This is a genomic window from Halomonas dongshanensis, from assembly GCF_024790395.1.
GTDB classification, from domain to species: domain Bacteria; phylum Pseudomonadota; class Gammaproteobacteria; order Pseudomonadales; family Halomonadaceae; genus Vreelandella; species Vreelandella dongshanensis.
In genome coordinates this window covers 91,084-106,828 of the sequence record NZ_JAJISC010000009.1, presented here as the reverse complement: position 1 = coordinate 106,828, position 15,745 = coordinate 91,084, and the positions used below count along the sequence as shown (strand labels likewise).

At 59.0% G+C, this 15,745-nt stretch carries 15 protein-coding genes; 4 read left to right on the top strand and 11 right to left on the bottom strand.

Going from position 1 to position 15,745, the window contains the following annotated elements; all coding sequences use genetic code 11:
- Window positions 1-166: 166 nt before the first annotated feature.
- The 3 genes from LLY24_RS16965 to LLY24_RS16955 all read left to right on the top strand — a co-directional run bounded on the left by LLY24_RS16965 (window position 167) and on the right by LLY24_RS16955 (window position 2,694).
- Entirely contained in the window at window positions 167-1,003 is an 837-nt protein-coding gene (locus tag LLY24_RS16965; protein WP_259037494.1) for a manganese catalase family protein, read from the top strand.
- A 64-nt stretch (window positions 1,004-1,067) separates the two neighbouring features.
- The gene (locus tag LLY24_RS16960; RefSeq protein WP_259037493.1) at window positions 1,068-1,571 is read left to right on the top strand and encodes a ferritin-like domain-containing protein; all 504 of its coding nucleotides are present in this window, start codon (window positions 1,068-1,070) and stop codon (window positions 1,569-1,571) included.
- Between the two features lie 439 nt (window positions 1,572-2,010).
- Window positions 2,011-2,694 carry a Crp/Fnr family transcriptional regulator gene (locus tag LLY24_RS16955; protein ID WP_259037492.1) on the top strand — a complete coding sequence of 228 codons (684 nt, stop codon included), beginning with the start codon at window positions 2,011-2,013 and terminating at the stop codon, window positions 2,692-2,694.
- A gap of 132 nt (window positions 2,695-2,826) precedes the next feature.
- Here LLY24_RS16955 and menE read toward each other — a convergent pair whose 3' ends face one another.
- From menE to frdA, 7 genes are read right to left on the bottom strand one after another with little or no spacing between them, the layout of a single operon-like run.
- Complete coding sequence (gene menE / locus LLY24_RS16950; RefSeq protein ID WP_259037491.1) at window positions 2,827-4,215, bottom strand: o-succinylbenzoate--CoA ligase; 1,389 nt, start codon at window positions 4,213-4,215, stop codon at window positions 2,827-2,829.
- Entirely contained in the window at window positions 4,212-5,165 is a 954-nt protein-coding gene (menC, locus tag LLY24_RS16945) for an o-succinylbenzoate synthase (RefSeq protein WP_259037490.1), read from the bottom strand. Before menC ends, menE begins: the two co-directional genes overlap by 4 nt.
- Window positions 5,165-6,025, bottom strand: a complete 861-nt coding sequence (gene menB, locus LLY24_RS16940; RefSeq protein WP_267135383.1) for a 1,4-dihydroxy-2-naphthoyl-CoA synthase — start codon at window positions 6,023-6,025, stop codon at window positions 5,165-5,167. The genes menC and menB overlap by 1 nt, the downstream gene beginning before the upstream one ends.
- A 47-nt stretch (window positions 6,026-6,072) precedes the next feature.
- Window positions 6,073-6,453 (bottom strand): fumarate reductase subunit FrdD, encoded by a 381-nt coding sequence (frdD, locus tag LLY24_RS16935; RefSeq protein ID WP_259037489.1) that lies wholly within the window; start codon window positions 6,451-6,453, stop codon window positions 6,073-6,075.
- A 2-nt stretch (window positions 6,454-6,455) separates the two neighbouring features.
- On the bottom strand, window positions 6,456-6,848 hold the full coding sequence (locus LLY24_RS16930) for a succinate dehydrogenase/fumarate reductase transmembrane subunit (RefSeq protein WP_259037488.1): 393 nt from the start codon (window positions 6,846-6,848) through the stop codon (window positions 6,456-6,458).
- 9 nt (window positions 6,849-6,857) lie between these two features.
- Window positions 6,858-7,595 (bottom strand): succinate dehydrogenase/fumarate reductase iron-sulfur subunit, encoded by a 738-nt coding sequence (locus tag LLY24_RS16925; RefSeq protein WP_259037487.1) that lies wholly within the window; start codon window positions 7,593-7,595, stop codon window positions 6,858-6,860.
- Window positions 7,592-9,379, bottom strand: coding sequence for a fumarate reductase (quinol) flavoprotein subunit (frdA, locus tag LLY24_RS16920; RefSeq protein WP_259037486.1), 1,788 nt, complete (start codon window positions 9,377-9,379; stop codon window positions 7,592-7,594). Before frdA ends, LLY24_RS16925 begins: the two co-directional genes overlap by 4 nt.
- A gap of 401 nt (window positions 9,380-9,780) precedes the next feature.
- Between frdA and LLY24_RS16915 the strand changes: the two genes are divergently transcribed.
- The gene (locus LLY24_RS16915) at window positions 9,781-11,253 is read left to right on the top strand and encodes an anion permease (protein ID WP_259037485.1); all 1,473 of its coding nucleotides are present in this window, start codon (window positions 9,781-9,783) and stop codon (window positions 11,251-11,253) included.
- Here LLY24_RS16915 and menH read toward each other — a convergent pair.
- From menH to LLY24_RS16895, 4 genes are read right to left on the bottom strand one after another with little or no spacing between them, the layout of a single operon-like run.
- A complete protein-coding gene (gene menH, locus LLY24_RS16910; RefSeq protein WP_259037484.1) occupies window positions 11,233-12,012 on the bottom strand; it encodes a 2-succinyl-6-hydroxy-2,4-cyclohexadiene-1-carboxylate synthase in 780 nt (259 codons plus the stop codon). The two genes, LLY24_RS16915 and menH, sit on opposite strands and share 21 nt — an antisense overlap.
- The gene (gene menD, locus LLY24_RS16905) at window positions 12,002-13,738 is read right to left on the bottom strand and encodes a 2-succinyl-5-enolpyruvyl-6-hydroxy-3-cyclohexene-1-carboxylic-acid synthase (protein ID WP_259037483.1); all 1,737 of its coding nucleotides are present in this window, start codon (window positions 13,736-13,738) and stop codon (window positions 12,002-12,004) included. The genes menH and menD overlap by 11 nt, the downstream gene beginning before the upstream one ends.
- Before the next feature lie 21 nt (window positions 13,739-13,759).
- Window positions 13,760-15,103, bottom strand: a complete 1,344-nt coding sequence (locus LLY24_RS16900) for an isochorismate synthase (protein ID WP_259037482.1) — start codon at window positions 15,101-15,103, stop codon at window positions 13,760-13,762.
- The gene (locus LLY24_RS16895; RefSeq protein ID WP_259037481.1) at window positions 15,100-15,630 is read right to left on the bottom strand and encodes a DoxX family protein; all 531 of its coding nucleotides are present in this window, start codon (window positions 15,628-15,630) and stop codon (window positions 15,100-15,102) included. The genes LLY24_RS16900 and LLY24_RS16895 overlap by 4 nt, the downstream gene beginning before the upstream one ends.
- Window positions 15,631-15,745: the final 115 nt, after the last annotated feature.

Here is a 15,745-nt window from a genome sequence, read left to right as displayed (position 1 = left end):
CCCCACAGGCGAGAAACTCTGCCACTTTGGCTTTCGGGGCATGTATTCCCCGTAGTCTGTAGCAGCATGCGAGCGAGACGTTAAGCATCAACACGCTCCAGCAGTAAGTGTTGCTAGTGTGGCGGCTTAATATCATTGCGAATGAAGATCTGCTAAGGAGGGTAAGATGTTTCATCACTCATCCAAATTACAGTATCCCGTCAAAGTGGATAAGCCTGACCCGCAGTTTGCCATGCTTTTGCAGCAGGCTATCGGGGGTATCGAAGGAGAAATTCGCGTAGCAATGCAGTACTTCTTCCAGGCAATGGGGGCACGAGGAGACGACCGCATCCGCGATCTGCTTATGTCTACGGCAACGGAAGAGCTTTCCCATATCGAAATGCTTGGGCATGCCGTGGCTCTTAACCTTGAAGGTGCGCCGGTTTCCTATCAGGAAGAGTCGGCCAAAGACCCTATCATCAATGCCATTCTGGGGGGAGCCAATCCGCGTCACTTGCTCTCGTCGGGGCTTTCAGCAATGCCGGTGAATGCTAATGGGGTACCCTTTGACATGAGCCACATTTACGCGACCGGCAATATTGGGGCCGATATGATGGCTAACGTGGCTGCCGAATCCGGTGGGCGCGTGCTGGCAACCCGACTCTATAACTGGACTGATGATCATGGGATGAAGGATTTCCTGTCCTTTTTGATTGCTCGTGATACCTACCATCAGCAGCAGTGGCTCGCTGTGATCGAGGATTTGGGCGGTATGGAGGCCCAACTGCCGATTCCCAACTCTACCCCGCAAGAGCACGAGGCCACCGAGCACTCTTACTATTTCCTCAATACGCTGCTCGATAAAGAAGCTCCGAAAGGGCGTTGGTCGGAAGGGCCTTCCCTCGATGGTCGCAGTCAGTTCTCGGTGAAAGAGCAGCCCGAGCCTCTGGGGCAGGCACCTTCGTTAGGGGGCGCTAAGCCGAATTCAGGTGCTCAAACCGAGCAGGTCGATCCGTCCAAGTGAGGCGTAAGGCACTTACGCTTTTAAAGCTGTGGGCGCCACAGAATGCAGCGACGAGGATTTTGTCATGATGGAAAAACATCTGCATGATTGGTTTCGTGATGCACATGCCATGGAGCAGCAGGCGGAAAAAATGCTGAAAGCTCAGGCGGGGCGGCTTGAAAGCTATCCTGAGCTTAGGCGGCGTATCGAAGAGCACCTTCGTGAGACGCAGCACCAAAGCGAAAGGCTTGAGCACTGCATGGCGTTAATGAATATCGATACTTCTATTCTCAAGGACATAGGTGCAAAGGCAAGTGCATTTGGTCAGGCCATATCGGGCGTCATGGCCAGTGACGAAGTGCTCAAAGGTAGTATCGCCTGCTATGCATTCGAGAACTTCGAAATTGCCAACTACAAAGTGCTGATAAAAGCGGCTCAAGTGCTCAAGCAAGAGGAGGTGGCGCGTATTTGCACGGAAATATTGCAAGAAGAGCAAGCTATGGCTGACTGGCTGAGTCAGCATTTAGAAGACACGACCCAGCGCTTTCTTGAGCGCTCAGAAAGCGATGAACTGAGGTCTAAGTCATAATTATTGAAAGACGTTATAAAAAGCTCGGCTAAAGTCGAGCTTTTTTTATTTGCATTAAATTTAATAAACAAGGTAGACCAAAAATCAATATTTGTTAATTTTTATTTATTTTAATAAATCATAACTTATGTTAATGAAATTAATATGTTTTGTTGATCTTTTTTTTCGTCTCTTGTTGGCGTTAATTCTCTCATCTATATTTTCTCGGCTCATCGCTGCTCTTTAACGTGCGTTGCTGTTTTTCCTGAATTTTTTCGTCAATATGGAGGCCAGAGGTAGCGCTTGGGGAAGGGTGGGTAATGGATTGGTCGTGAGGTGAGGATATGGAAAAACCCAGTTCATCTGTGAGTGGGGGAGAGGTTTGAATAACATAAAAAGTAATGAGCTAGGTGAGACATTAAGCCTTTATAGTGGCTTAGGAAAGTCTGCCTGGGAAAAGTTGGCAAATCTCGATATTAAAACGCTCGAGCTCAAGAAGAACCAAAAGCTCTACACGGCCCTTGAGGGCCGTGTGGATGTCTACTGGATTAAAGAGGGCTGGGCCAGCTTGAGCCACTCAGCAGATCGACGCGGTCAGGATATTTACAACCTGTTTACGCCAGGTGATTTGGTTGGCATGCGTGAAAGCTACTTCGTTAATCAAGATATCGTATTGATTGCGCTGACCAGCTGTACGCTGGTGAAAATACCTGCGTCGCAGCTTCACGACCTGATCAAGGCAGAGGAGGACGTTGAGCGCGCCATACTGGCGTTTATCCTCTTCAACGATAACATCATCATTGAGCGCCTACGTAGCTGTACGCATCACAAGGCCGAAGAGCGAGTGGCGCACTTTCTGCTCGAAGTCTTTACCCGGCTGAAGTTTCAGGGCTTGGTGAGTGAGCAGGCATACCCGCTTCCCATCACTCAAGAAGTGATCGGCGAGCTCTTGGGTATGACCAGCGTACACGTTAGTCGCTGCATGAACGCCTTGGAGCAGAAAAAGCTGATTCGCAAAACGCGTAACAGCGTTAACCTGCTACAGATCGATCAGATGGTCGCCATGACCGGATTCGATAGCCGCCTCATTTATGGCCATGTCACGCGCGAGGCTGGCGTCTCTGATCTAGGTGCTAGCCACTGACGCCCCCCACGCTCGTGCGTGGGGCGGGGCACTTCATACATTCCGACGTAGCGCTGTACTTTCTCCCCCTAACACTTCGCTGTTTCTCCCCTTTTAAATCGCTCGCCTGTTGTCGTTGACGCTTGGCGATCTTTATACCTGCGCTGCGGCAATCTCGGCAAAGCGCTGGCGCGAAGGTTTTAGCCCCACGGCCTGCCGAGGCCAGCTTAGCCAGGCGTCCGGTGTCATATAAGCGGGTAGCGCTTCGCGCACCCAGGCTGCCAACTGACAATTGGGGATAGGCGCTTTTCTCCAATCGATGAAGGCCACCGGGCGCTGCCCCCACTCGGGATGCTCCACGGGCACGACGAGTGCTTGAGCGACGCCCGGATGATCGACCAGACGCTGCTCGATGGCTTCGGGCTGGATATTCTCTCCACCGGAGATAAAGGCGTTATCCATCCGACCATGCACGATCAGGGCGCCCTCATCCGTAAGCTCTCCCCGATCCCGAGTGGCAAACCAGCCGCTTGTGTTACGTGCGCTATCCACGCCGGTAGGCGTTAGATACCCTGCAAAGAGCGTTTCGCCGCGTACCTGGATCTCACCTGCGACGAGACGGACTTCGCGCCCCGGGAGCGGCTTGCCTACTTCACCGGAGCGTGTAGGCGCGCCCGTGCACACTTGGCTTGCCATTTCGGACAGCCCATAGCTGACCTTAGGAGGCAAGCCGAGCGCCGTCATCCGAGCGACTAGCGGCGCCGGGATGGGCGCGCCGCCAAGCAGCAGTTCGCGCAGGCGCGTTGTACTGGGGTCGAAACCTGCTTCGAGTAGTCGCCAAAGCTGCGTGGGAACCAGCGACAAATGAGTGATGGGTAGACGTTCAAGGCGCATCGCCAACGCCGAGTGACGGTTATCGAGCACCACGCGCGCTCCAGCGCGAAATACGCGAAAGGGGATGGCATAGCCCCCAACGTGAAAGAGCGGTAGCGAAAGTAACCATGCGCTATCGGCGTCGAGCGGCATCAGCGTCGCCGCCCCCTGCGCCGAGGCTAAATGATTTCCTAGCCGATGTAGTACCGCCTTGGGGGCTCCGCTCGATCCCGAGGTGAAGATGGTATTGCTGAACTGCTCGGTATCGAGCAGCACATCCTGCTCCACTCGCGCTCGTTGGCGCGTATCGAGAAGGAGAATGGTCACATTTTCGGGCAGACCGGACGTGGACTCGAGCGGGCAGAATGCCGCCGCCTCAAGTCGCGCCGTGAGCGATGCCTGCAATACCATAGGTAGTGCTGGGTCGAGCGGGCAAAACACGATGCCCGCACGCAGGCAGGCCCAAGCCAGCAGCAGTGCGTCGAGCGAGCCGCGCGCCGTTACCGTAAGGCGCTGCCCTGGCGTTAACCCCTTAACAAGCAGTTGCTGACTAAGCGCCTCGATATGTTCATCGAGAGTGGCGTAATCCATTACCCGGCTGCCGCTCTGTACGGCGATCCGCGCTGGCGCTTCCCGCGCCCAACGGTGAATGGGGCAAACGATCTTCATATACGGGTCTCAACTTGATAGCAGCACCTGAGCCGTTCGCGCACTATCTGGCTGTCTCTGGTTTGGCTGTCATCGCTTAGCAAGCCGCCTACCAGATGGTGACGGGTATCGAGCCCCGGCGCTATGTCGGGCGCCCATTCGGCGGCTAGCCGTGCTAAATGGCCAAGCCCAACGTCGCTTTCAAAGCTTGATGACACCACGATGGCCATACCATGCAGGCGTGCTTTGGCGACCAGTGCCTCGCAGCGTGCGAGCGTCCCTATGAGCGTTGGTTTGATGATCAAGGCGCCTACCCGTGGGTGCGCGTGCCAGGGCTCGTTGCGCGCCAGGGTTTCATCGAGGCCTAGCGAAAGTCCCGTCGCGCTGGCGACGGCAAGGCTTGCAGCGAAGGTCTCGCAAGGCTCTTCGATGTAGGCGACAAGCCCTTCTGGCAGGCGTGAGCAAAATGCCAGCGCCTGCGATTTCGACCAGCCGCGATTGGCATCGAGCACCAATGCGCCAGGAGGCAAATGCGTTGCGAGGGTTTGGATAAGCCGGTATTCGTCGTCGAGCGGATAGCGCGCCACCTTGAGTTTCAAGCGCGATAGCGAGCCAGGTTCGATTGTGCTCAGCCGTTCGATGAGTTCCTGCGGGGTACCCTGCCATAGTGGGTAGGGCTTAACCAGCGGGTGAGCCGATGGCGGCCATTGGCGCTGGGCGCAATCAAGGCCAAAGGCCACCGAGGGCAGGGTAGGTTTACAGTGCCCGAGCGCGGCAAGCTGGTCGAGGCAGCGTCGGCATTCGGTTTCGGCAGCGGCCAGGGATTCGCGTGAAAACCCGGGCAGTGGGGCGATTTCCCCCCAGCGCCCGTTTATCTCTACCAACAATCCCTCGCGGTGTTCGAGCCGCTGCCCAGCGAGAACGAGCGGCGAGCGTAGCGGCAGCGCATAACGATACAGCGCCAGCGTCATCAGGGATTACGCGGATAACGGGAGAAGTCGGGGCGGCGACGCTCGTTGAAAGCGTTGCGCCCTTCCTGACCCTCCTCGGTCATGTAATAGAGCATGGTGGCGTTTCCTGCTAGCGCCTGAAGGCCCGCTTGGCCGTCGCAGTCGGCGTTCAAGGCCGCTTTCAAACAGCGCAGTGCCATAGGGCTATGCTGCAGCATCTCCCGGCACCAGCGTACGGTTTCGCGCTCCAGCGCCTCATGCGCCACTACGTGATTGATCAATCCCATATCGAGCGCCTGATGGGCATCGTATTGGCGGCAGAGAAACCAGATCTCCCGCGCCTTTTTCTGGCCGACGATACGCGCTAGATAGGCAGCGCCAAAGCCACCGTCGAAAGAACCGACCTTGGGGCCGGTCTGGCCGAAAACGGCGTTGTCGGCGGCAATGGTCAAATCGCACATGAGGTGCAGCACGTGGCCGCCGCCAATAGCGTAGCCGGCTACCATGGCAACCACCGGTTTAGGGCAGGTACGTAGATCGCGTTGGAAGTCGAGCACGTTGAGATGATGGACGCCCTGATCGTCACGATAGCCGCCATAGTCGCCGCGAATACGCTGGTCGCCGCCCGAGCAGAATGCCTTGCCCCCGGCCCCGGTAAGAATGATGACCCCGACGCGGCTGTCGTGGCGGGCGCTGTCTAGCGCCTGGATCATCTCAGCGACGGTTTGCGGACGAAAGGCGTTGTGAACGTCGGGCCTGTTAATGGTGATCCGAGCAATCCCCTCGTGGCTCACGTGGTAGCGAATGTCTTCAAAGTGGTCGCCACACTCCTCCCACTCGATGGGGGCATAGAGTTCGGCATCGGTTGGTCCTGCGATCATAGGGCTCTCTCTCAATCAAAAAGCGGCAAAGTGTTAGGCGCGCCTCATCAGCGCCAAAGTCCCAGCGCGACCAGACTCAAGGCGGCAAAGCTCAATAGCGCGGCCAAACCATACATAAACCATTTATTGATGCCGTCGTTGCCAAGGCGTAAATCGAGTAGGCCGTGACGACAGCGGTGGGCGGCGTGAAAGAGCGGCAGGCAGATCAGCGCACCAATCGCTGCCAGGTCCGGCAGGCTGAACACCAGCGCCGTCATGCGTTCGGCTGTGATGGCGTTAGAAGGCAGTAAGCCTAAAGGAGCTAGAACGCCGAAGAAGAGAATGGTGGCCGGTAGCAGGACGGCAAAGCAGACGCCACCGGCGCTGAAGAGTAGCCACCAGAGTGGCTCGTCGAAAGCCTGACGCGAGCTTGGACGCGGTTGAGACATGGTTAGGTCCTCCCAAAAAGCCAGAAAAACAGCAGGCCAATGATCATAACGCCAACCCATTGCCCAGCTACGATGGCTTGCGGTGCTATTGCCCGGCGGCCCAAACGCAGTGGCATGACACGGGGAAAAAGTACGAAGAAGGTCGCCGCATGGTAGAGACTCGCTGCCAACGCCAAGAGATTGAGCGCTACCACCAGCGGTGAGCGCATGAAAACAAGCCATGCCGCCCAGGCCTCTTCACCGCGATAGAGCGCCCATAGCCCGCCCATCAGGCAGAGTAAAAAGAAAATCAGCGGCAACACGGTTGCTTCGCGCAGCATGTAGGCCTTGAAATAGCGGTGTTTCAGCCACCAACTGCGCGGTAAGCGAGGAAAGGCGTCGGGTGGTCGGTTCATAGAGCGCTCCTAACCTTTGAACAAGGCGATCAAGGTATGCTTGGCCGCTTCCACTTTGCCCTGGTTGACGGCAGCGGCGGGATCGACGTGCTTTGGGCACACCTGCGAGCAGAAGCCAACGAAGGTGCAGCTCCATACGCCCTCGTGGCGGTTGAGCACGGGCATGCGTGCCTGTTTGCCGCTGTCGCGACTATCGAGGTTGTAGCGATGCGCCAACGCCAGTGCGCCTGGGCCGAGGAACTCAGGATTTAGCCCAAACTGGGGGCAAGCCGAATAGCACAAGCCGCAGTTGATGCAGTTGGCGAACTGTCGATAGCGTGCGAGTTGAGCAGGCGTCTGGCGATGTGGCGTCGGAGCTGCGGGGTCGAAGGTGCCCACGGCAGCGTCTTCGATCAGGTAAGGCTTAACGGCAGCGAGGTGATCGAGAAACACGTCCATGTCGACGATCAAGTCGCGTGCCACGGGAAAATGCGCAAGCGGTTCGATACGCAGCTCATGGGGCAGGTCTCGCAAGAACGTCTTGCAGCCCAGCCGTGGAATGCCGTTGACCATGACACCGCAAGAGCCGCAGATCGCCATGCGGCAGGACCAGCGATAGCTAAGCGTGCTGTCCAGCTCTTCCTTGACGTAGTGCAGCGCGTCCAGCAAAGACGTGCTGTCGTCAGCGGGCACCTCGTAGCGTTGCCAGTAGGATGCTTGATCCTGATCGGGAAGATAGCGACGAATACTGAGCGCGCGATGGGTCATGCGTGTTTCTCCTTGGCAGCGTCACCGTAAACCCGCTCGGCAGGTGGCGAAAAGCGTATGTCTACCGCCTGCCAGCAAAGCTCGGCGGCCTGCTCGCCACGATAGAATACCTGGCTGTGGCGCAGGTAGTTGACGTCGTCACGCGTCGTAAGCCCAGCATCCAAACGCTGATGAGCTCCGCGTGATTCGCGCCGCTCTAGCGCGCCTAGGCAGGCCGCTTCGGCCACGTCGAGACCGAAACCAAGTTCGAGACATTCGAGAAGCTCGGTATTGTAGGCCCGGCTGGTATCGCTGACGCGGACGTTGCGAAAGCGCTCGCGTAGCTGACGAATAGTATCGAGGGCGGTTTGCATGCCGTCGGTGGTACGGTAGATGCCGCAACCGTTCTCCATCGCTTGCACCATGGCGCGCTTGAGCGTCACCCAGTTTTCACCGCCGTTGCCTCTCTCGCAGCGCTGCGACAGCGCCTGCTGTTGGTGGTTGGCAGCCTCCAGCAGAAGATGCGGGGAAGTATGAGTACGGCTACTGGCGCGTTGGCTTGCGCGCTCGCCCGCCAATCGGCCGAAGACCAGAAGTTCGGTCAGCGAGTTGGAGCCCAGACGGTTGGCGCCATGTAGCCCAACGGAGGCGCACTCGCCTGCAGCGTATAGCCCTTCGATACGCGTCTCGCATTGATCATCGGTTTCGATACCGCCCATGGTGTAGTGCACCGCTGGGCGGATCGGGATGGGCTCATGGATAGGGTCGACGTTGATGTAGGCCTGGGCCAGTTCGCAGATGAAAGGCAGACGCTCCTTGATATGCGCCGCCCCCAAGTGGCGCAGGTCGAGGTAAACCACGTCGCTATCGCCAAACGTGCCCGTCCGCCCTGCCTGCTGCTCCTGCCAAAAGGCTTGAGAGAGCTTGTCGCGAGGGCCGAGCTCCATGTATTTGTTCTGCGGCTCGCCCAGCGGCGTCTCGGGCCCCAGGCCATAGTCTTGCAAGTAGCGGTGGCCCGCCTTGTTGAGCAGGATGCCCCCTTCGCCACGGCACGCCTCGGTGATCAGAATGCCCGAGCCTGGTAACCCTGTGGGGTGATACTGCACGAACTCCATGTCACGCAGGGCAGCGCCGTGGCGGTAGGCCAGCGCCATTCCGTCGCCGGTGACGATGCCTGCATTGGTGTTGAAGCGAAACAGCCGTCCCGCGCCCCCGGTTGCCAGCACCACCGCCTTGGCACCTAGGGTAATGAGCTCGCCAGTGGCGACTTCGAGTGCCACGATGCCTGCAATGGCGCCCTCGTGGAGGACCAAATCGAGCACGAAGTATTCATCGAAACGCTCGATCTCGGGATATTTAAGTGATGTCTGAAACAGCGTGTGCAGCATATGAAAGCCGCTTTTGTCGGCAGCAAACCAGGTGCGAGCGGTCTTCATACCCCCAAAGCGGCGCACTTGAATGTTGCCATCTTCTTGCCGGCTCCACGGGCAGCCCCAGCGCTCCATCTGCACCAGCTCGCGGTAGGCGTGGCGCACGAAGTAGTCGGCCACCCCTTGCTCCACTAGCCAGTCGCCGCCCGCTACGGTGTCATGGAAATGCGCCTCGATACTATCTTCGTGGCTGGTGACTGCCGCCGCGCCCCCTTCAGCAGCAACGGTATGTGAACGCATGGGATAAACCTTGGAGAGTAGGGCTATGCGCTGGGGTCTGCCTTCGGCCCGGGCCTGTTCGGCCGCGGCGATGGCAGCGCGAAGCCCTGCTCCTCCGCCACCCACTACAACGACATCGAAATCACCCTGCTGCATGATAACCCCCTGCTCGGCATTTGCTTTACCTGGAATGACGCTTTTGTGCTTTGCTCATAGCGCGAAACCAGCGTGTCTTAACGCTTCTTTATTCTCGCTCAAGCTTTGTTGTTTTAGCGCCTATTTGAATCTATCACGTAACGTGGACGTTGTTGTAGGTATGCGGTTGGTTAGCTGAGATGTCTTGATCAGGATCAATAAGGCGAGTGATTTTTCGTGTTTTTATGTCAGTGCTTTAAGTGTGTTTAATGAATGATTTTTATTGGCAGAGTAGGTGAGAGTGTTTCTTTTCACTCTGTAACTTGTGTTGTGATTAAGCAGTTGAATGGTTAAGAAGTGTAGTGATTAAAGAAATTTGGTGAGGAAGAAAACAAATCATTCAGAGTAGGAGGGGAGCGCTGATGGCCCATCACGATAAAGCTACACCTCGTTGGAAATCGCTGGCGCCGCTCGTCGTTGCCGTTGTGATCGCACTTTTGCCAGTGCCTGCGGGACTGGCACCCCATGCCTGGTACTTCTTCGCGCTCTTCATGGGCTGCGTGGTAGGGCTGATTTTCGAGCCACTGCCGGGGGCGGTGATTGGTCTCATCGGGGTCACTCTGGCGGCACTGTTTTCGCCCTGGGTGCTCTTCTCGCCTGCACAGCTGGCCCAGGAGGGTTTCGATGCGCCGGGGCAGGCCTTTTCCTGGGCTGTGTCAGGTTTTACCAACGCCACCGTTTGGCTGATCTTCGGGGCCTTTATGTTCGCCCTGGGGTATGAAAAAACCGGGCTTGGGCGGCGTATCTCGCTCTGGCTCGTGGCCGCCATGGGAAGGCGTACGCTGACGCTGGGTTATGCAGTAATGATCGCCGATACCATTCTCGCCCCCTTTACGCCGTCCAATACGGCACGTAGTGGCGGCACTATCTATCCCGTACTGCAAAATCTTCCGCCGCTCTACGACTCGCACCCTAACGATCCGAGCATGAAGCGAATCGGTAGTTTCTTGATGTGGACGGCCATCGCCTCTACCTGTGTGACTAGTTCGCTGTTTCTCACAGCACTTGCGCCCAACCTTTTAGCCATTGCGCTGACCCAAAGCGCCACCGGGATCCATATTAGTTGGGGCAGTTGGTTTCTAGCCGTCGCACCCGTGGGCATCGTCTTGCTGCTCATCGTGCCGCTACTTTGCTACTGGCTCTGCGCACCGGAAATAACCTCAGGCAGCGAAGTATCGGATTGGGCGCGGTCAGAGCTCAAAAAACTGGGCAAGCCAACGCATCACGAGCTTTTGCTGGTGGTGATGGTGGTGGCAGCACTGCTGTTGTGGATCGTGGGTGGTAGCTTCATCTCTGCTTCGTTAGTCGGTCTCGTGGTGGTCTGCGCCATGCTGGTAACCGGCATCGTAAGCTGGAACGACATTCTGGCGAACAAGGCGGCGTGGAATACCTTCGTTTGGTTCGCCACGCTCGTGGCGCTGGCGGGCGGCCTCAGCCGTGTGGGGTTCGTCGACTGGTTCGGCGCGCTAATGGGAGGCTATATCAGCGACTTCGACCCCCTGATCGCGATGTTGGCGCTAACGGTGATCTTCTATTTGCTGCACTATCTCTTTGCCAGCATTACCGCCCACGTCACCGCGCTACTTCCGGTCATGCTGGCGGCGGCCTCGGGAATCAGCGGGCTCGATATGCAGACCTTCGTGCTACTGCTGCTGCCGACGTTAGGCTTCATGGGCATCATCACGCCCTATGGTACTGGTCCTAGCCCGGTCTATTACGGCAGTGGCTATTTGCCGAGCGCGCTTTGGTGGCGGCTAGGAGCGTTGTTTGGGCTCCTTTTTCTCGTTGCTTGGCTGGCGCTGGGGACGCCATGGCTACTGTGGGTCGTGGGGTGAGCGATAACGCATGCAGCGGGCATACCAATCGCTGAGCAAACGCGCGACGGCTTGGGGCACTTCAGCGTGCAAGTTGTGCCCACCATCGAGTACGTGGTGTTCAAGCTGCGGGCAGGTCGTTGCCAAACGCGTGGCCAAGGCATGGAACTTGGCGTCATCGCACCCTGAAAGGTACGCCACCGGTAGCTGCGTGCGCGCAAGCCACGCGGTGAGATCCGGCTGATGGCCAAGTGAGGTGGCGCGCAGCATGGCGGCAACGGCGCGACCATCGTTGCCTTGGCGCCGCTGCTGGCGTTGCATACGCTGGGCAGCATCGAGGTCGGCAAAGACCGGCTGGCGATACCAGTCGCGCAGAACACGATGCAATGGCTCGCGTTCGAAGCGCACCGCCCAGCGCTCGTCATGCTCCAGGCGCGCCTTTCGCTCATTGAGGCTAAGCCCAGGATGGGCGCTTTCGAGCCATAGCCCGCAAAGCCCGGCGGGGGCGTGGCTAGCGTGATAAAGCGCCAGCCGCCCGCCCAAGGAGTAGCCTGCCAAGCAGTAGCGCGATACGCCATGGGAGGCCAGTGTGTGCGATAGCCAGCGATGGGCCTCGCTAAAACCCTCGGTGCGATCTTCCCGCGCTAGCCCATGTCCCGGCAGGTCGAGAGAGAGTATCGGTAAGGAGTTACCGAGCAAGGCTTCGACCGCGGACCAGTCGTGGCGATCCCCCCATAAGCCGTGGAGCAGCACTAGCGTCGGTGGTGTCTCAGGCGTCATGCGACATGCCACTCAATGCACTGCGTAGAGCGTCAAGCTCGTCAGCGACTTCCTGTGAGGGGAGGCGTACCTCGATCAGCGTAGCGCCCTGACCAAGCGCGCAGCGATAGGCGTGCTCGAACGCTTCGAGCGTCGTGGGCGCTTGGTAGGCCAGCCCAAACATAGCAGCGGCATGGCGAAAGGTAGTGTCATGGGAGTGAACGAAACAGCGATCGCGCACTTGGGGATCGGCAGGCACTGGAAGTAAGTGAAAAATACTGCCGCCAGCGTTATTGAGCACGATGACGATGAACGGAGCGTCCAGTGCGTTCACTAGGGCCAGGCTATTGAGATCGTGCAAGGCGCTAACGTCGCCCAGTAGCAGCGTCGTAGCAGAGGCGTGCGTCAGGGCAACGCCACAGGCGCTGGCAATCAACCCATCGATCCCCGAAGCGCCTCGATTGCACAGAACGCGCTCGATATCTGGGTTGGCAGCCCCCAGCATGTTCATCACCCGCGCCGGTAGGCTGTTGCCGACGAAGAGCTCGCCTTTGATGAGCGTACAGAGCCGGTGGCAAACCCCCAGTTCGGAAAAACGAGTATCGAGGCCTTCTAGGTGTCGACGCGTGCGCGCCTGCAGCGCCGCAAGATCATGCCACGGCGAGCGTGATGTGACTGGATGTACGGCAACGAAGGCAGAAGCCGGGCCGACCAAGCGGCGCTGGATACAGGTATCGGGGTCGAGCGAGGCGACGGCGTGATCGACGAACCAGTAGTCGTGCCAGGCGTGGCGAGCGATGAACTGCGCCAAGCGCTTTGATATTAGCCTCCCGCCAAACTGCAGTAGCACCTCGGCGCGTTCGAGCTCGTGAGCAAAGGCGGTATCCAACAGGGCAAGATCGGTATGCAACAAGCTGTGCGTATCGAAGCGCAACTGGCTCTGGAGATCGGCGAGCAGGGGCCAGCCGAGCGTTGCGGCAAGCGCTTTGATGCTCTGCGCCTCTCGGGGATCGTCGATACGCCCAACGACGATGACGCCACGCTGGGCAGAAAATGTGGCCCAGTCGCTCTGAGGTGCGCATGTGAGAGGTGTCGAGTGCCACGCGCTCCAGGGAGTGTCATGGTCGAGCCACGCCCCTAGCGGAGCGAGATAGCTCGAGGTGTCTTCTTGGGGCGCGTAGAGCGGCTCGCGGTAGCGGCAGTTGAGATGTAGCGGGCCAGAGGTGGCGCGTTGGCGTGCCAGGGCGTGGTCGAGCGTGCTCAACACGAAGGCCGCCGAAAGCGAGGTCGTTGGCGGCGGGAAATCGCGCTGGTCGATGACGTGGCGGGCAAAAATATCGCGCTGGTCGATGGCTTGATTGTTGCCGTTGTCAACGAGCTCGGATGGACGATCGGCAGTGAGCGCAATCAACGGCGTGCCTAGTTGGTAGGCCTCTACAATGGCAGGGTAGAGGTTGGCTACTGCGCTGCCAGAGGTGGTGATGAGCGCTACCGGGCGCTTGCTTGCGCGTGAAAGTCCAAGCGCCAGGAAACCCAGACCACGTTCATCGAAGTGGGTGTGGCAGCAAAGCCGAGGGTGGCGCTGAGCAGAGACGGCCAGCGGCGCCGAACGCGAGCCCGGCGCCACGACTATATCGCGTACGCCGTGGCGATAAAGCTCCTCCAGTAACAGCGCGGCCCAAACGTGGTTGATGGTGGCGTGGCAACGGGGAAAGGGCGTTGCTTCGGCTATATCAGGCGCGATCATCCGTACTCCTCTTAGGCGATTCTAGGCGATTCCCAACAGCGCCATGACATCGGCGATCTTGTGGTCGAGTTCGGCCCACTCCGCCTCGGGGCGCGAACCTGCGACGATCCCTGCTCCGGCGTGTAGACAAATACCCTTGGTGTTCACCAAGGCGCTGCGTAGGGTGACGGCCAGCTCGCTGGTATCGCGGCTGATGCGGCCAAAAGCGCCGCTATACCAGCCTCGCGCGTGGGACTCGTGCGTGCGAATGAAAGCAAGTGCCCGGTCGCGTGGGACGCCACCCACCGCAGGCGTGGGCGGCAGCGTTTCCAGCAGAGCGGCGTCGTCGATGGCGGTGGTGAGCGTAGCGTTCACGCGGCGGCGAAGGTGATAGAGCGACGGCAGCGTCACCACTTCCGCTGGGGCGACATCGAGCTGCGTGGTGAGAGGGCTCAAGCGTTTGGTGATATCCGCCTGCACCCAGCGATTCTCACCGTCATTTTTGGCGTCGTCGAGCAGTGCCTGGGTATTGCGTCTCTCGTGGCCTCGCACCCAGCGCGGCCACGTACCGGCCAGCGCTTCACTGGTAAGCGAGCGCTGCTCCCGGCGATAGAGCCGCTCGGGCGAGCAGGCAATCAGCGTATCCTCGTGGGTGAATTGGGCGCCGAGATGAAAGCAGTGGGGTGCGCGCGCTTGCCAGCGTGCGAGCAGTGCCCAGGGCGACGGCGGCGCTATGCAGGCAAGGCGGGTTTGGCGTGAGAGCACGACCTTGGGCAACTGCGCCAGCGCGTTGGGGGCCGTCGCCTCTTCTACCCAGCGACACCAGGTTGCCCGGTCGGGCGTATCGAAGCGCTCGAATGCCGTTGGCGTCCAGTGAGGCAGCGGCCGAGCAGCCACTAGCTGAGCCAGGGTGTCGCGCGCGCGGGCAATCTCGAGCGCATGGGGCGTACCATCGAAGCGCAGGTTGAGCGCAAGCGTAGTTTTATCGGCGCTGACGGCGACGACCACGCGCGGCAGCACGAAACGGCAAGCCCCGAATCCCGGCCAGGCCGTGCCTGCCGCATCGAAGGCGATGCCGCCAAAGTAGTCGCTCGCCGTGCTCCCCGACTGCGCCAGGGCCGCACGCAGCTCATCCAGCGAGGCCACTTCGTGCGCCGCCCCCACGGCGGCGTAGGCAATACTGCCTGCTTCGCGGGAGCGCCAGTAGAGCCGGGGTAGCAGCGTCTGAGCGTTGAGCCAAGCGGGGAGGTGAGTAACACAGAAGGACACCTCCAAACGTACTAGCGCCGCTGGCGACGGCGCGTTAGCTACTCTATCCAACTCGGCATGGAGATGCGCAAGCGCTGTATCGAGCGCCTGCGCATCGGTTGACCAAAGCGCGCTCACGGAGCGGACCTAGGCTCATGATCGACGTTGCCGTGAGATGCGTGTAGACGCGCAAATAGCGTGCGGCGCAGATAGGGCAGCACCCAGCGATCGCCTCCCAGACGTCCCGCATTGGCCCCGGCAACCAGCAGGAAGAAGGTCAGTGCGATCATCCATGGGTTGGTCGAGACGGTGCCTGCCATCAGAAACGACATGTTCATGACGATACCGAAGAAGGCCGCCCATGACGTCAGCACTCCTGCAATCAGTCCCAAACCGACGAGGATTTCGCCCAGCGGAATCATCACGTTGAAGACGCTGGCGTAGGGCAGTGCGACGTGTTCGAGAAACGCAACGTAGGTAGGGTAGACTACTTCGCCCTGGTGCATGACCGGATTGGCGACGGCATTGCCGAGAAAACCGGCGGCATCGAAGCCATCGGTCATCTTGCCAATGCCGTGGTGCAGCCAGGTGATACCTAAATAGAGACGTAGCACGAGCCAGACGAGGGCTGCAAAGGGATGGGTTCTCAACAAATGGCCGATCATCGTTCGCGCTCCTATGGCAAAAATTGACATGGATCAGTATGCGCGCCCGTTCGCAGCGGTTTATTGATCTGGCTCAGGGTTGCGGTGGGTACAATGGTAGCGACCGACCGATCAG

Coding starts and splice junctions, on each gene's coding strand:
- menC (WP_259037490.1), bottom strand. CDS start 5,165: ATGACGCTGGCGCTGTATCGTTATGCGCTGCCGCTACGCTCGCCGCTC.
- LLY24_RS16895 (WP_259037481.1), bottom strand. CDS start 15,630: ATGATCGGCCATTTGTTGAGAACCCATCCCTTTGCAGCCCTCGTCTGG.
- menH (WP_259037484.1), bottom strand. CDS start 12,012: ATGACGCCTGAGACACCACCGACGCTAGTGCTGCTCCACGGCTTATGG.
- frdD (WP_259037489.1), bottom strand. CDS start 6,453: ATGTCTCAACCGCGTCCAAGCTCGCGTCAGGCTTTCGACGAGCCACTC.
- LLY24_RS16965 (WP_259037494.1), top strand. CDS start 167: ATGTTTCATCACTCATCCAAATTACAGTATCCCGTCAAAGTGGATAAG.
- menE (WP_259037491.1), bottom strand. CDS start 4,215: ATGAAGATCGTTTGCCCCATTCACCGTTGGGCGCGGGAAGCGCCAGCG.
- frdA (WP_259037486.1), bottom strand. CDS start 9,379: ATGCAGCAGGGTGATTTCGATGTCGTTGTAGTGGGTGGCGGAGGAGCA.
- LLY24_RS16915 (WP_259037485.1), top strand. CDS start 9,781: ATGGCCCATCACGATAAAGCTACACCTCGTTGGAAATCGCTGGCGCCG.
- LLY24_RS16960 (WP_259037493.1), top strand. CDS start 1,068: ATGATGGAAAAACATCTGCATGATTGGTTTCGTGATGCACATGCCATG.
- menD (WP_259037483.1), bottom strand. CDS start 13,738: ATGATCGCGCCTGATATAGCCGAAGCAACGCCCTTTCCCCGTTGCCAC.
- LLY24_RS16925 (WP_259037487.1), bottom strand. CDS start 7,595: ATGACCCATCGCGCGCTCAGTATTCGTCGCTATCTTCCCGATCAGGAT.
- menB (WP_267135383.1), bottom strand. CDS start 6,025: ATGATCGCAGGACCAACCGATGCCGAACTCTATGCCCCCATCGAGTGG.
- LLY24_RS16930 (WP_259037488.1), bottom strand. CDS start 6,848: ATGAACCGACCACCCGACGCCTTTCCTCGCTTACCGCGCAGTTGGTGG.